This is a genomic window from Streptomyces sp. ADI95-17, assembly GCF_003846175.1.
GTDB classification, from domain to species: domain Bacteria; phylum Actinomycetota; class Actinomycetes; order Streptomycetales; family Streptomycetaceae; genus Streptomyces; species Streptomyces sanglieri.
Genome location: NZ_ML123047.1, coordinates 21228 through 36000, shown reverse-complemented (window position 1 = coordinate 36000; position 14773 = coordinate 21228). Strand labels below are relative to the sequence as shown.

11 protein-coding genes are annotated in these 14773 nt (G+C 70.4%); 3 read left to right on the top strand and 8 right to left on the bottom strand.

The annotated features are described in order from the left end of the window. The first annotated feature begins 289 nt into the window (after positions 1–289). Positions 290–2818 (top strand): ATP-dependent Clp protease ATP-binding subunit, encoded by a 2529-nt coding sequence (locus EES42_RS19045; protein ID WP_124719470.1) that lies wholly within the window; start codon positions 290–292, stop codon positions 2816–2818. 91 nt (positions 2819–2909) lie between these two features. Here the strand turns inward: EES42_RS19045 and EES42_RS19040 are convergent, their stop codons facing one another. After that, entirely contained in the window at positions 2910–6119 is a 3210-nt protein-coding gene (locus tag EES42_RS19040) for a serine protease (RefSeq protein ID WP_241196468.1), read from the bottom strand. Next, entirely contained in the window at positions 6116–6478 is a 363-nt protein-coding gene (locus EES42_RS19035; RefSeq protein ID WP_124719469.1) for a trypco2 family protein, read from the bottom strand. The genes EES42_RS19040 and EES42_RS19035 overlap by 4 nt, the downstream gene beginning before the upstream one ends. Positions 6479–6930: 452 nt before the next feature. On the opposite strand from EES42_RS19035, the gene EES42_RS19030 reads away from it, so the two are divergent. Next, positions 6931–7641 carry a M23 family metallopeptidase gene (locus EES42_RS19030; RefSeq protein ID WP_124719468.1) on the top strand — a complete coding sequence of 237 codons (711 nt, stop codon included), beginning with the start codon at positions 6931–6933 and terminating at the stop codon, positions 7639–7641. 48 nt (positions 7642–7689) lie between these two features. Here EES42_RS19030 and EES42_RS19025 read toward each other — a convergent pair whose 3' ends face one another. Further along, positions 7690–8274, bottom strand: coding sequence for a TetR/AcrR family transcriptional regulator (locus tag EES42_RS19025; protein ID WP_124719467.1), 585 nt, complete (start codon positions 8272–8274; stop codon positions 7690–7692). A gap of 128 nt (positions 8275–8402) precedes the next feature. On the opposite strand from EES42_RS19025, the gene EES42_RS19020 reads away from it, so the two are divergent. Beyond that, entirely contained in the window at positions 8403–9974 is a 1572-nt protein-coding gene (locus tag EES42_RS19020; protein WP_124719466.1) for an MDR family MFS transporter, read from the top strand. A 63-nt stretch (positions 9975–10037) separates the two neighbouring features. Here the strand turns inward: EES42_RS19020 and cseC are convergent, their stop codons facing one another. The 5 genes from cseC to EES42_RS18995 all read right to left on the bottom strand — a co-directional run bounded on the left by cseC (position 10038) and on the right by EES42_RS18995 (position 14574). After that, positions 10038–11441, bottom strand: coding sequence for a two-component system sensor histidine kinase CseC (cseC, locus tag EES42_RS19015; protein ID WP_124719465.1), 1404 nt, complete (start codon positions 11439–11441; stop codon positions 10038–10040). Next, a complete protein-coding gene (cseB, locus tag EES42_RS19010; protein ID WP_124719464.1) occupies positions 11438–12142 on the bottom strand; it encodes a two-component system response regulator CseB in 705 nt (234 codons plus the stop codon). The genes cseC and cseB overlap by 4 nt, the downstream gene beginning before the upstream one ends. Before the next feature lie 10 nt (positions 12143–12152). Further along, on the bottom strand, positions 12153–12797 hold the full coding sequence (locus tag EES42_RS19005; RefSeq protein WP_241196520.1) for a hypothetical protein: 645 nt from the start codon (positions 12795–12797) through the stop codon (positions 12153–12155). Between the two features lie 83 nt (positions 12798–12880). Next, on the bottom strand, positions 12881–13495 hold the full coding sequence (locus tag EES42_RS19000) for a SigE family RNA polymerase sigma factor (RefSeq protein ID WP_124719463.1): 615 nt from the start codon (positions 13493–13495) through the stop codon (positions 12881–12883). Positions 13496–13671: 176 nt separating this feature from the next. Further along, positions 13672–14574, bottom strand: a complete 903-nt coding sequence (locus tag EES42_RS18995; RefSeq protein WP_124719462.1) for an HhH-GPD family protein — start codon at positions 14572–14574, stop codon at positions 13672–13674. Between the last annotated feature and the right edge of the window lie 199 nt (positions 14575–14773).

Here is a 14773-nt window from a genome sequence, read left to right as displayed (position 1 = left end):
CATGGACTGTCTGTAATTGCGGGTAAGACATCCCTAGTGGGGAGGGGCGACACGCAGGTTCGGGCATCTCACGTTCGCCATCGGCGTACTGGCGAAAGGGGTATCTGCCTGGCCTGCGGGAACATCGTCTCGCACCATCGGGTTGGAGAAGTTGTCGGCGTTCGGGGCAGGAGGCCAAGGACGGTGTCGGCAGTTGGAATGAGCGGTCCCCGCTTGCGGGACTAAGCTGCGGAAGGACAGGGAGGGGACCGACCCCTTACTGCCTGACCGCTCTGAGGAGCGATTAACGATGTTCGAGAGGTTCACCGACCGCGCGCGGCGGGTTGTCGTCCTGGCTCAGGAAGAAGCCCGGATGCTCAACCACAACTACATCGGCACCGAGCACATCCTCCTGGGCCTTATCCACGAGGGTGAGGGTGTCGCCGCTAAGGCCCTGGAGAGCCTCGGGATTTCGCTCGAGGCGGTCCGCCAGCAGGTGGAGGAGATCATCGGCCAGGGCCAGCAGGCCCCGTCCGGGCACATCCCCTTCACGCCCCGGGCCAAGAAGGTCCTGGAGCTGTCGCTCCGCGAGGCCCTTCAGCTCGGCCACAACTACATCGGCACCGAGCACATCCTGCTCGGCCTGATCCGCGAGGGCGAGGGCGTCGCCGCCCAGGTCCTCGTGAAGCTGGGCGCCGACCTGAACCGGGTGCGGCAGCAGGTCATCCAGCTGCTCTCCGGGTACTCGGGCAGCAAGGAGGCGGCGACCGCGGGCGGCCCCGCGGAAGGCACGCCCTCCACGTCCCTGGTGCTCGACCAGTTCGGCCGGAACCTCACCCAGGCCGCTCGCGAATCCAAGCTCGACCCGGTCATCGGGCGCGAGAAGGAGATCGAGCGGGTCATGCAGGTGCTGTCCCGCCGCACCAAGAACAACCCGGTTCTCATCGGCGAGCCCGGCGTCGGCAAGACGGCGGTCGTCGAAGGACTGGCGCAGGCCATCGTCAAGGGCGAGGTGCCCGAGACCCTCAAGGACAAGCACCTCTACACCCTCGACCTCGGCGCGCTGGTCGCCGGCTCCCGCTACCGCGGTGACTTCGAGGAGCGCCTGAAGAAGGTCCTCAAGGAGATCCGCACCCGCGGCGACATCATCCTGTTCATCGACGAGCTCCACACCCTCGTGGGTGCGGGTGCCGCCGAGGGCGCGATCGACGCCGCCAGCATCCTCAAGCCGATGCTGGCCCGCGGTGAGCTCCAGACCATCGGTGCCACCACGCTCGACGAGTACCGCAAGCACCTGGAGAAGGACGCCGCGCTGGAGCGCCGCTTCCAGCCCATCCAGGTCGCGGAGCCGTCGCTGCCGCACACCATCGAGATCCTCAAGGGTCTGCGCGACCGCTACGAGGCCCACCACCGCGTCTCCATCACGGACGAGGCGCTGGTCCAGGCCGCGACGCTGGCCGACCGGTACATCTCGGACCGCTTCCTGCCGGACAAGGCGATCGACCTGATCGACGAGGCCGGTTCCCGGATGCGCATCCGCCGGATGACCGCGCCGCCGGACCTCCGCGAGTTCGACGAGAAGATCGCCGGCGTCCGCCGCGACAAGGAGTCCGCGATCGACTCGCAGGACTTCGAGAAGGCCGCGTCCCTGCGCGACAAGGAGAAGCAGCTCCTCGCCGCGAAGACCAAGCGCGAGAAGGAGTGGAAGGCCGGCGACATGGACGTCGTGGCCGAGGTCGACGGCGAGCTGATCGCCGAGGTCCTGGCCACCGCCACCGGCATCCCGGTCTTCAAGCTGACGGAGGAGGAGTCCTCCCGTCTGCTGCGCATGGAGGACGAGCTCCACAAGCGCGTCATCGGGCAGAAGGACGCCATCAAGGCCCTCTCGCAGGCGATCCGCCGTACGCGGGCCGGCCTGAAGGACCCGAAGCGCCCCGGTGGCTCGTTCATCTTCGCCGGTCCGTCCGGTGTCGGTAAGACGGAGCTCTCCAAGACGCTCGCCGAATTCCTCTTCGGCGACGAGGACGCGCTGATTTCCCTCGACATGTCGGAGTTCAGCGAGAAGCACACGGTTTCCCGCCTCTTCGGTTCGCCCCCCGGTTACGTGGGTTACGAAGAGGGTGGCCAGCTCACCGAGAAGGTGCGCCGCAAGCCGTTCTCCGTCGTCCTCTTCGACGAGGTCGAGAAGGCCCACCCCGATATCTTCAATTCCCTGCTCCAGATTCTGGAAGACGGTCGTCTGACCGACTCCCAGGGCCGGGTCGTGGACTTCAAGAACACGGTCATCATCATGACGACCAACCTCGGGACGCGGGACATCTCGAAGGGCTTCAACCTGGGCTTCGCCGCCCAGGGCGACGTCAAGACCGGCTACGAGCGGATGAAGAACAAGGTCAACGAGGAGCTCAAGCAGCACTTCCGGCCCGAGTTCCTCAACCGTGTCGACGACACGGTCGTCTTCCACCAGCTCAGCGAGGAAGACATCATCCAGATCGTCGACCTGATGATCGCCAAGGTGGACGAGCGTCTGAAGGACCGCGACATGGGCATCGAGCTCAGCGGTGACGCCAAGACGCTGCTCGCCAAGAAGGGCTATGACCCCGTGATGGGCGCCCGGCCGCTGCGCCGGACGATCCAGCGCGAGATCGAGGACATCCTCTCCGAGAAGATCCTCTTCGGTGAGCTGCGCCCCGGTCACATCGTGGTCGTCGGCACCGAGGGCGAGGGTGAGGAGAAGACCTTCACCTTCCGCGGCGAGGAGAAGTCGGCACTGCCCGACGTCCCGCCGATCGAGCAGGCGGCAGGCGGCGCGGGCCCGAACATGTCGAAGGACGTGTGAGGACGCCCCCGAGCGCCTGAACAGAAGTGAAGGGGCTGCCCCGGAACCGTGCGAAACGGTCCGGGGCAGCCCCTTTCGCTGTGTCGAGGGGTCAGTGGAGTGGGTCGTCGCCCGCGACCGCTGCGGGGCCGGCCGACACCTCGCAGTTGGGCATCGCCCGGATCGGGGAAATGTCGATGCGGTCGACATGCCTGGGCGAAACGATCACCACTCGCTCCAGAGAGGGGAAGACCCGGGGGATCTGTTCCAATTCGAGCACATCGGTGTCGAGGTAGAGGTCCAGGCTGCCGAGGGAAGGCACGGGTTGTTCCCCGGTGAGCTCCGTCGCGGACGACAGGGGCAGGGTGAGGTGGTTCACCTGCGGAGCCCGCCGGAGAGCGGCGAGCAGCGGTCGGACCGGGGTGCGGGTTCCCAGCCCGAGCCGGCGCAGGTTCGTCCAGCCGTCGAGCGAGTCCACCTCCAGCGAGGCTGCATGCTCGATGGTCAGTGTGTTCAGCTCGGGGTGGGCGGGCAGCTGGGAGAGCCGTTCGGCCGTCAGGCGACTGAGCCACAGGGAGTGCAGCGCTCCCGAAGCCGTGGTGGCCAACGCACTGCCGGGGAGGTGGCTCATGTCGAGCTCGACCGCCTTCAGCGAGGGGAGCCCGGTGAGCGGGCCCAGGTCCCGTACGCCAGGACAGTCGCTCAGGGACAGGGACTCCAGCTGCTCGGCGCAGTCCGTCAGGAACGAGAGGTCGGTCAGGCAGGGGTTCCGCAGGAAGGCCAGTCCGGTCCATGGACCGTCGCGCAGGGCGGCGTGGAGTTCGGCGGCAGCGAGGGTCCCGGCGATCTCCAGGTTCGTGGCGGACGGCAGGTCGCGCAGTGCCGCCAGCTTCTCCGGGGCGTCGATCTGCAGGGCGTCGTGCGTCAGATCGCAGGCGGCAAGGACCTGCTGGGCGTATGCCCGTGCCGGGTACCTGTTCCAGTACGCCTCGAACAGGTGGCTGTGATCCGGGTGGGCGAGTGCCCAGCGGCGGGCGTGCGGTACGGCCTCCGCCCCGCCGATTTCACTGATCAGGTCGATGAACAGGCCAGCCTGCCCCCTGCCGGAGACCTGGGCCGGGTCGGGCAGATGGGCCAGGGCGGCCGGACCGAGGCGGGCAAGCAGCCGTACGTACCCGTCGTCCTTCGGTGGGAACAGCGCCGCGACGGCCGAGTTGACCCTGTCCCGGGTCGTCCCGTCCAGCCAGGTCGCGTGCTGGGCGCAGAGGGCGGCCAGGACGGTGATCTCGTCCCGGGTGACGGTGTCGGCGGGGCCGGGCCGCGCGTCCAGCAGGCCGTTGACCAGTACGGGGTGTTCGCGGCGGCCGCAGTGGCCGGCCGACAGCAGGATGACGTCGTACCACTGCTGGGAGCCCGCCCGGCCCAGCAGTTCGTTCAGCTGGTCGCCCTCGACGAACTCCTTCGCGGCGAGGAAGTCCTGGAAGGTGCGGTGGGCGAACTGGTAGATGTCGTCGGCGCGTTCCTGGAGGACTCCGCTGCGGTTCAGCAGATGGGTCAGGATCGCCTCGGGCGAGCCCTGGCCGCGCAGCCGCTCCATGCCGGGCAGGGCGCGTTCCAGCTGGCGCAGTGCCGCTGAGCGGTGCAGCTCCGACTGGCCGCCGCGGACCAGCCAGATCGCGATCCGCTGGAGGAGCTGGGCCTGCTCCTCCACGTTCATCGTGATGCCCTCGGGGGCCTCGATCCGGCGCTGCTTGTCGCGGTCGCCGAGCAGCATGGTGAGGGCCGAGTCGTACAGACTCCAGCGGGTCTCCGGCAGGAGGCCCTGGCGTCGGCGGTGCAGGGCGCAGATCACCGCGCAGAGCAGTGGCGTACGGGCCAGATCGCGCAGGGCCGGGTTCTGGGCGAACTGCTGGACCAGATCCCGTTCCAGCCGGCCGAGCGTCTCGTGGTCGTCGTCGTCCAGCCGGGCGGCCCGGTGCCAGGCGGCGACGAAGGCATCGATGTCCCGGTCCTCCATCGGCAGCAGCCGCAGCTCCTCGAAGTCCTGGGAGTCCAGCCAGCCCGGCTCGACGGCCAGCGGGCGCACCGTGGCCACGCAGCGGATGTCCGGGTACCGGTCGAGGAGCCGGGACAGCCACTGGTGGGCCTGCTCCCGGTCTTCCTGCGGGACCTCGTCCAGACCGTCGACCAGCAGCAGCGCCCGGCCGGACTCCAGCACCCGGCCGACCCAGCCCTCGGGGGCCGCGTCGATCACCAGCCGGGCCGCGTCGGGCAGCTGCGCGGGGGCGGGGAACGTGCCGCCCTCGGCGCGCAGGGTGCGCAGCGGCACGACGAACGGGACCAGGCCGTTGAGCGGGGCCAGCGCCGCGCCCAGCGTGCCGGCCGAGGCGTGGGCGGCCAGCCACCACAGCAGCGTGGTCTTGCCGGCGCCGGCCTCGCCGCGCAGCAGTACCCGGGGGCGGTCGGGGAGCAGGGCGTCGATCCGGGTGGGCGGCAGCTCCGTGCGCCCGTGGTTCTGCTGGGCCTCCAGGCTCAGGTACGCGGTGTCCAGGTCCCATTCGGAGTCGCGCCGGCCCAGCTCGTCGAGGCCGAAGATCTTCGTACGGCGGTACGCGGCCCCGAGCGCCGTCGCGTACTCCTCCTCGTACCGCGCGTCCCTGGGGAAGCGGCCGTGCACCCGCTCGTGGCGCAGTGCCGTGCCGGTCTGCCGGTAGACCAGCTCGAACGGCTGCGAGGCGACGAGCGGGGCGAGCGGTACGCACTCCACGCGCCGGCCGCCGCGCTGCCGGGGGATCTGCCGGGCGATGCCGATGAGGATGTTCCCGGCGAAGACCGGGCCGCCGGACATGCCGCGCAGCGACGGGGGCTCCAGGTCGCTTCCCGGCGGTGGCGGGCCGTCCAGCTCGCAGACCAGCAGTCCGCGCAGGTGCCCGGCCATCGGCAGGGCGGTGGCCGTGTACTGGTCGGCCTCCAGGCGCCCATCGGGGCCGTACCGCTGGATGTCGGGGAAGCCGGTGATCTCGCAGCCGGAGAGCGCCTGCTCGGCGTGGAGGACGCCGAGCCGTACCGGGGCGTACGGGAGCACCGGGTCGGCGGTCAGCAGGAGGGCGGCGTCGAGGTCGTGGTCGATCCAGGCGACCGTCGCCGCCCGGTGGCCCGGCAGGCGCGGGTGGGCGACGGTGGCCCGGCCGCCGCCCTTGACCACATGGGCGCAGGTCAGCACGAGCCGGTCGGTGAGCAGGGTGCCGCTGCCCTGGACCGTTCCGGCGCCGAGGACGACGACCGTGCGTGCCGCGGGTGCGGCGGGCGGCGCGGTGCTCACGGCCGGGGCGCCCCGCCGCCGAAGTGAGCGGTGCTGCCCGGGTCCTCGTGGCCGATCTGCCAGGGGCCGCCGGTAGCGGCGTCACGCGGTTTCAGGGTGAACGCGACCTTGTGGGTGCGCCCGGTCGCACGGGAGGCGTCGGCGCCCGCCTCGACCACCCAGGCCTTGACCTTGCCGCCGCCCTTGATCTCCTTGCGGAGTTCGAGGGTGAACTCCATCTGGATGTCACCGACCTCGAAGGCCACGGGGCGGCCGGTGGCACGGCCCGCGGCGTCGATGAGCTGGTTGCGGATCGACTCGACGGCATCGGCGAGCTCGATGCCGTCCATGTCGCTGGTCCCTGCGCCGTCAGTGGCCATGGCCTGCCCCCCCCGGAGTGGTCGTCGGATCAGCCTAGCCAGCGCACAGGCCGAAGGTCCTGAAACGGACAGCCCTGGGGCCGCCGGCGGTGACAAGGCGCACAGCCCGTTCCGGGCCTACTAGGGGCGGTAGGAGGGGGTGTCGTGATCGTGGCGGGGACCTTCGGCCCCGTGGTGGAGGGGGCTTTCGGTGCGGGAGTGGTCGATGCCTGGATCGCCGGGATCTGTCCGGTTCGAGCGGTTTGGAACTGGGGTTAAACCTGGCCGGAACAAGAGTTTCGACGGGTTCGGGAGTGGGTCGGCGTAAACCCGTCGCGGCGAATTCCCGAGCCGTCGGATACGGCTTTTGTTCGTAGATGGGGTGTTTGAGCAATGGCCGGGGCGCGGGTTACCAAGGGATGGCCAGCCCGGTCGAAGCGCCGGGTCCAGTCATCTCCGGAGGTTCTCCGCATATGTCGAAGCGCGTTTCGTTCCAGCACTCCCGCCGCCCGTCCCTGTCCCGTGTCCGTGGCGCCGTCGTGGCGGCCGGTCTGGGGACGTCGATGGTTCTCGGTGCGGGCGCTGCGTTCGCGGCCGGCACCGCGGGCGCCCCGGATTCGGTGAACCTGATCGACGCCGGCACGGCCGACTCGGTCGCCCGGCAGGCAGCCGTACAGGGCAAGGTCGCCGAGAAGACCGCGGCCAAGAAGGCGGCGGCGATCAAGAAGGCGGCCGCGGCGAAGAAGGCCGCTCTGAAGAAGGCACACGGCTGGGAGGCCCCGGTCAGCCGCTACGAGCTGAGCGCGAGCTTCGGCAACGACGGCAGCCGCTGGGCCCACAAGCACTCCGGCCAGGACTTCGCCGTGCCGATCGGCACCAAGGTCGAGGCCGCGCACGCCGGCACCGTGGTGAAGGCCGGCCCCAACGGCGGCGGCGACGGTCCCGCGTACGGCAACGCCGTGGTGATCAAGCACGCCGACGGCACGTACTCGCAGTACGCCCACCTGTCGAAGATCGAGGTGCGGATCGGCGAGGCCGTGAAGACGGGCGAGAAGATCGCGCTCTCCGGCAACACCGGCAACTCCAGCGGCCCGCACCTGCACTTCGAGATCCGGCACACCGCCGACTACGGCTCCGCGGTCAACCCGGTCGGCTTCCTGCACAAGAAGGGCGTCTCGGTCTGACCCTGTACAAGAGGGGCGTCTCGGTCCGATCCGGCCGGGACGGTCCCGCTACCCGGCGGATTCCACGCGGTGTGCCCGGGTGACCAGTTCGAAGGCGACTTCGAGGACGGCCTTGCGCTTCTCCTCGGGGTCGCCTTCGAGGTCCTTGATGGTGAACATGCCGGCGTGCAGCGTGAAGAGCGCGGTGGAGCAGCGCACCTGATCGGCCAGCGAGGCGTCGGGCTCCATGAACAGGTCGACCAGACCCATGACGCGTTCCTTGACGGTCTTCCCGATGCTGAGGTCGCGTACGGCCGCCTGGTTCTCCTGCATGAAGCGGAACAGCGGGGCGGCGGCGGCCAGGGCGGCGCTGTAGCGGACGAGGATCTCCTTCTTCGTCTCCAGGGTGCGCGGCTGTTCCCTGCCCCAGGCGAGCAGCTCCTCGACCGGGCGGTTGAGGTCCTCGAAGATGCTGACCAGGATGTCTTCCTTGGTCTTGAAGTGGTAGTACAGCGCCGCCTTGGTGACTTCCAGCCGCTCGGCGATCTCGCGGAGCGAGGTCTTCTCGTAGCCCTGTTCGGCGAAGAGCTCCAGAGCGACGTCCTGAATGCGCTGGCGCGTGTTTCCACGGCGCTGCTGCGGCGTGCTCCCCATGAAGCTCTCCTTTGCTACAAACTTACTTGACGCCCGGCTAGTTGGGGGTCTACTTTCCCCAGTGTAGTTACTAGCCGGGCGGCAAGTAAGTGTCCGGCCCGCACAGGGGATCAGGGGAGTGGGGACCAATGTCCGATCTGAAGAAGGCGGCCGGCGGGAAGGCGGCCGTCGCCGACCGTCCGGCGGAGAAACCCGAGACGCCGCAGCGCAGTGTCCGGGTGGTGATGCTCGCACTGATGATCACGATGCTGCTGGCCATGCTGGACAACCTGATCGTCGGTACGGCCATGCCGACCATCGTCGGCGACCTCGGCGGCCTGGAGCACCTGTCCTGGGTCGTCACCGCGTACACCCTGGCCACCGCGGCCTCCACCCCCATCTGGGGCAAGCTCGGCGACATGTACGGGCGCAAGGGCATCTTCCTCACGTCCATCGTGATCTTCCTGATCGGCTCGGTGCTGAGCGGAATGGCCCAGGACATGGGCCAGCTGATCGGCTTCCGGGCGGTCCAGGGACTCGGCGCGGGCGGCCTGATGGTCGGCGTCATGGCGATCATCGGCGACCTCGTACCGCCCCGCGAGCGCGGTAAGTACCAGGGCATGATGGCCGGCGTCATGGCCGTCGCCATGATCGGCGGACCGCTGGTCGGTGGCACCATCACCGACCACCTCGGCTGGCGCTGGAGCTTCTACATAAACCTGCCGCTGGGCGCGGTCGCCCTCGCCATGGTCACCATCGTGCTGCACCTGCCGAAGCGCAGGGCCGCCCAGGCCAAGGTCGACTACCTCGGCGCCGGGCTGCTGACCCTCGGCATCACCGCGATCGTCCTGGTGACCACCTGGGGCGGCACGGAGTACGACTGGAACTCCGCCATGATCATGGAGCTCTCCGCGATCGGTGTCGCCTCGCTCGTCGGCTTCCTCTTCGTCGAGACGAAGGCAGCAGAACCGATCATTCCGCTGCACATCTTCCAGAACCGCAACTTCACCCTGATGTCCGTCGTCGGCTTCATGTCCGGCTTCGTGATGTTCGGTGCGGTGCTCTTCCTGCCCCTGTACCAGCAGTCCGTCCAGGGTGCCTCGGCGACCAACTCGGGTCTGCTGCTCCTGCCGATGCTGCTGTCGATGATGGTCGTCTCGCTCGTCGCGGGCCGGGTCACCACCAGCACCGGCAAGTACAAGGTCTTCCCCGTGGTGGGCTCAGTACTGATGGCGACCGGGCTGTTCCTGCTCTCGCAGATGGACGTCGACACCACGCGGTTCACCTCCGGCATCTACATGGCGGTGCTCGGCGCGGGCATGGGCTTCCTGATGCAGATCACGATGCTCGTCGCGCAGAACAGCGTCGAGATGAAGGACATGGGCGTCGCCTCCTCCGCGACGACCCTCTTCCGTACGCTCGGCAGCTCCTTCGGCGTCGCGATCATGGGCGCGCTGTTCACCGGGCGGGTGCAGGACGAGATGGCGGCCCGCGGCGGCGGCGCGGCCACCGAGAAGTCCGCTCAGCTGGACGCGGCGAGCCTGGCGAAGCTGCCGGATGCGGCGCGTGAGGCCTACCAGTTCGCGGTGTCGTCCGGCACGCACATCGCGTTCCTGGTGGGCGTCGTGGCCGGGCTGATCGCCCTGTTCGCCTCGGTCTTCGTCAAGGAGGTGCCGCTGCGCGGCGCGGGCCCGGCCACCAAGCAGGCCGAGTCCGTCTGATCCACAGCGGTGTACGAAGGAGGCTCCCGGGGCGCGCCCCGGGAGCCTCCCGTCATATCCGGCTCAGGCGCCGGTCCGCCCGCGGCCGGCCTTCGCGGCCTTCGCGCCCTTCGTACCCTTCGCACCCTCGTCCTCGTCCGGACTCCGCTGCTCGGACACCTGGAGCATCGGGAAGCTGCCGGTGTTCGTCGGCGCGTGCTCGGGCAGCCACAGCACCGCGATCGCCCCGTTCGTCCCCGGCGCCGCCCCTTCCGGCGCCGCGTTGCGGAAGGTCAGCCGGGCCCCGAGGACCCGCGCCTGACCGGCGGCGATGGTCAGCCCGAGACCGTGCCCGCGCCCGGCCCGGTCACTGCTCCCGGTACGGAACCGGCTCGGCCCCTCCCGCAGCAGCGCCGCCGGGAACCCGGAGCCGTGGTCGCGGATCCGTACCACCCGGCCCTCGACCGTGACCTCCACCGGGGTGGCGCCGTGCTTGGCGGCGTTGCCCAGCAGATTGCCGAGGATGCGTTCCAGCCGGCGCGGATCGGTGTTGACCCAGGACTCGTGGACGACCCGCACCCGCACATCCGGGTCCAGCAGCGCGATCCGCCGGCTGACGAACTCGCCCAGCGCGATCTCCTGGAGCTCGGCCCGCTCCGAGGCACTGTCCAGCCGGGCCACCTCCAGCACGTCCTCGACGAGCGTGCGCATCGCCTGCGCCCGGTCCCGTACCAGCTCGGTGGGGCGGCCGTCCGGCAGCAGCTCGGCCGCCGTCAGCAGACCGGTCACCGGCGTACGCAGCTCGTGCGCGATGTCCGCGGTGACCCGGCGCTCCGCCTCGATCCGCGCGTTCAGCGCGTCCGTCAGCGCGTCCACCGCACCGGCCAGCTCGTCGGTCTCGTCCTGGACGACACCGCCGACGGCCTCCCGGACCCGTACCTCGGTGTTGCCCTGCGCGACCCGGCCCGCCGCGGCCGCCGCCTTGCGCAGCCGGCGCGACAGCTGACCGCCGATCAGCACGCCCAGCGCACAGCCGCCGAACACCACCGAGACCGAGCCGATGATCAGCGCCCGGTCGAGATCGCGCATGATCGTGGAGGAGCGGCCGGCGAACCGGGTGTGCAGCGAGAGCACGTCGCCGTTGCCGACCGGCACGGCCGCCCACACGTCGGGCACGCCCTTGGCGGTCTCCTCGACATGGGTGGCGCGCCGGTTGCGGCCGGTCTCCGTGCGCAGGCTGCGCGGCATCGTCGGATCGTTGAGCTTGGCGCCGAACCGGGGGTCGGTCTTCTTCGTCTTCGTCGCCTCGTACAACAGCTGCGCGTACGTCAGCCGCTCCAGCTGGACCTCACGGGCGTTCTCCAGCATCGAGACCCGGGCCGCGTTGTGGACGACGAAGCTGAGCGCGACCGCGGTCAGCGCGCCGACCGCCGCGATCGCGATGCTGATCTTCCAGCGGACTCCGGTCCGCAGGGCGGGCCGCTTCATGGCCTGAGTTTGTAGCCGAAGCCGCGGACCGTCTCGATCCGGTCCTGGCCGATCTTGGTGCGCAGCCGCTGCACATGGACATCCACGACCCGGGTGTCACCGCCCCATCCGTAGTCCCAGACCCGCTCCAGGAGCTTGTCCCGGGAGAGCACCGTGCCGGGCGCCGCGGAGAACTCCAGCAGCAGCCGCATCTCGGTCGGGGTCAGCGCCACCTGTTCACCGGCGCGGTGAACCGCCATGCCCTCGGTGTCGACCTCCAGATCACCGAAGACCAGCACCCCGCCGACCGGCTGCGGCTCCGGCTCCCCGATGCCCGGCCGGCCGCCCGTGGCATGGCCGAAGCGGCGCAGCACGGCACGGATACGGGCGACCAGGACCGCCCCGTCGAAGGGCTTGGTGACGTAGTCGTCCGCACCGGCCTCCAGGCCGAGCACCACGTCGATCGAGTCCGCGCGGGCCGACAGCATGATCACGGGCACGGTCGACTCGTCGCGGATCCGCCGGCAGAGGCTGACCCCGTCCAGCCCCGGCACCATCACGTCGAGCAGGGCGATGTCGGGGCGGTCGGCCCGGAACGCCTCCAGCCCCGACAGGCCGTCGGGCATGGCGGTGACCGCGAAGCCGTCGCGCTCCAGCGCCAGCTGGGTGGCCTCGCGGATGACATCGTCGTCCTCGACGAACAGGACGTGGGTCTCGGCCATCAGACTGCTCTCAGTTCCCCGCCGGTTCGGCGTCTCCTGGCAGAGCCGCTCCGCCGCTGCCGACGGCTCGGTTGAAGTCGTTGTGCACCCGGTCGTGCTCGTTGAACCGGTTGCCCGCCCAGCGGTAGGTGATCACTTCCTCGCCGGAGGGGTAAGCGACCGAGTCCTTCTTCTCGTACACCTGGGTCGTGACCACCAGATCACCGCGGTCGATGGTGCCGTAGACCGCGGGCTGCTCGATGGCGAACACGTTCTCGTACGAGCCGTTGCTTCGCGGACGGTACACATAGGTGCCCACGCCCACCGAATCGCCGCAGGTCATCACGTTCACCACGACATCGGGGGAGGGGCCGCCGGTCATGGTGCCGTACGAGGTGTCCACCGGGTACTCGGAGCCGGTGCAGGGCTTGAGATCCGTCCGGACCCGCTCGCTGACCTTGGGGTCCCGCTTGAGCAGCGTCACCGGGTCGATCCGCGAGGAGGGCCGGGCGGAGGAGGACGGCTCGCCGCTGGGCGTGACCTGGGCGACGGGCTGGGTGCCGGCCGGGCCCTCGTCCCGGGTGCCGGTACCGCCGGTCGAGCAGCTGACGGTGAGCAGCCCGAAGGCGGCGAGGCCGACCAGGGTCGTGGCGCTCGCCGCCCAGCCGGTCAGGATCCGGCCACGTCGAACGGTGGCCGCACGGCCACCGTCGTCTCTTCCACCGCCACGGTCGCCGCCGCCACCGCCGTCGCTGGCTGTCAGGCCGCGCAACGCTCCCGCCCCCGTTCGTCCATATGCCTGCCCGCCCGCGTCCGCGCACGTGCCGGAGCACGGTCGGCGGCCGGGCGCCGCTCCTCGGCGAGCACGGTCTCCCGGTTCGCCGCCTCACGGCTCTCCAGCTCCTGGCGCAGCCGTGCCAGCGCACGGTGCAGCGTGCTCTTCACCGTACCGGCCGACATGCCGAGCGCGGCAGCCGTCTCCTCCGTACTCATCTGCTCCCAGTGTCGCAGCACGACGACGCTGCGCTGCTTCGGAGCCAGTACGCCGAGCACGTCCATCAGCAGGGCGCGGTCGGCGCGCTGCTCGGTGCCGTCCTCGACGCTCGCGTCGGGAAGCTGCTCGGTGGGAACCTCGTCCAGCTTGCGGGCCCGCCACCACTCGGTACGGGTGTTGATCATGACGCGGCGCAGATAGGCGTCGGCCAGGGACTTGTCGGCGATGCCGTCCCAGCGGCCGTACGTACGGACCAGGGCGGTCTGGAGCAGGTCCTGCGCGTCCACCGGGTCGGGGACCAGGCGTCGCGCGCTGCGCAGCAGCGCGTCGTGCCGAGTGCGTACGTAGTCCTCGAATTCGAGCACCTCGCCGTGCGCCATTCCAACCGCCTCCGTCCCCGTGGATCCCCGTAGAACCGCCGCCGGCCATCGTTCGGTCGGGCTGACGGAGAAGACGCTACGGAGCTGTTGTCACGGGGTTGTGCGGAGCAGCCATACGCCGACGCACGGCTGTCCATCGGTTGTGTAACAACGGGGGAGCGGGGCGGGTACGGAGCTCAGCTCAGCGGCAGCCGGTACTGCCCGCCGGCCAGCGGTTCGACCAGGCCGTCGGCGACCAGGCCGTCCAGTGCGCGGGCGCGCTGCACCGGCTCGTCCCACACCGCGTCCAGTGCCGACTGCGGCACCGGTGTCATGGCGTCGCGCAACACGGCGAGCAGCCGTCCGCGCACCTGCCGGTCGGTTCCGGCGTAGGTCTGGCCGCGGCGCGGGGGCCCCTGATGGGCGGGCTTCCCGGCCAGCCGCCAGGCGCACTGCCCGGAGATCGGGCACCGGTTGCAGTCCTCGTTCTTCGCGGTGCAGACGAGGGCGCCGAGCTCCATCGTCGCGGCGGCCCAGCGGGCCGCCCGTTCGTCCTCCTCGGGGAGGAGCGCGCGGGCGAGCTTGCGCTCGGCGGCGGTGGTCGCGTTCGGCGGGTACTGGATCCCGGACGCGGCCCGGGCGAACACCCGGCGGACGTTGGTGTCGAGCACGGCATGCCGCTGTCCGTACGCGAACGAGGCCACGGCCGCCGCGGTGTACTCACCGATCCCGGGCAGTGCGAGCAGCTGACCGTGCTCGCTCGGTACGTCGCCGCCGTGCCGCTCCGTTATGGCCTGCGCGGCCCCGTGCAGGCGGAGCGCCCGGCGGGGGTAGCCGAGCCGGCCCCAGGCACGGACCGCCTCGCCGGGCGGCTCGGCGGCCAGGTCGGCGGGGCGGGGCCAGCGGGCCAGCCACTGTTCGTACACCGGGAGGACCCGGTTCACGGGGGTCTGCTGCAGCATGAACTCGCTCACCATCACACCCCAGGCGCCCGCTTCGGGGCGGCGCCAGGGCAGATCGCGGGCGTGCTGGTCGAACCACCCGATGACGGGAGAGTGGAGGGAGGCGGGGGGCGTCTGTGTCGCAGTCATGGCAGTCATCGCACCGCCGATCCTGGCACGGACGAGCGGACGACGGTTGAGCGCACGGTGGTGTCGCGCCGTGTGGGGGCCCTTGGGGTGATAATGCCACCCGTCCGAGCCCCGGGGGTCCGGCAACCGGCCCAAGCGGGCTCCTCCGGGCCGTCAGTGCCGCTTGCCGCGTCGCCGGGAGCGGCGGGCCGGCGCCGCGCCCGGCCCC

Coding starts and splice junctions, on each gene's coding strand:
- EES42_RS19045 (WP_124719470.1), top strand. CDS start 290: ATGTTCGAGAGGTTCACCGACCGCGCGCGGCGGGTTGTCGTCCTGGCT.
- EES42_RS19035 (WP_124719469.1), bottom strand. CDS start 6,478: ATGGCCACTGACGGCGCAGGGACCAGCGACATGGACGGCATCGAGCTC.
- EES42_RS19030 (WP_124719468.1), top strand. CDS start 6,931: ATGTCGAAGCGCGTTTCGTTCCAGCACTCCCGCCGCCCGTCCCTGTCC.
- EES42_RS19025 (WP_124719467.1), bottom strand. CDS start 8,274: ATGGGGAGCACGCCGCAGCAGCGCCGTGGAAACACGCGCCAGCGCATT.
- EES42_RS19020 (WP_124719466.1), top strand. CDS start 8,403: ATGTCCGATCTGAAGAAGGCGGCCGGCGGGAAGGCGGCCGTCGCCGAC.
- cseC (WP_124719465.1), bottom strand. CDS start 11,441: ATGAAGCGGCCCGCCCTGCGGACCGGAGTCCGCTGGAAGATCAGCATC.
- cseB (WP_124719464.1), bottom strand. CDS start 12,142: ATGGCCGAGACCCACGTCCTGTTCGTCGAGGACGACGATGTCATCCGC.
- EES42_RS19000 (WP_124719463.1), bottom strand. CDS start 13,495: ATGGCGCACGGCGAGGTGCTCGAATTCGAGGACTACGTACGCACTCGG.
- EES42_RS18995 (WP_124719462.1), bottom strand. CDS start 14,574: ATGACTGCCATGACTGCGACACAGACGCCCCCCGCCTCCCTCCACTCT.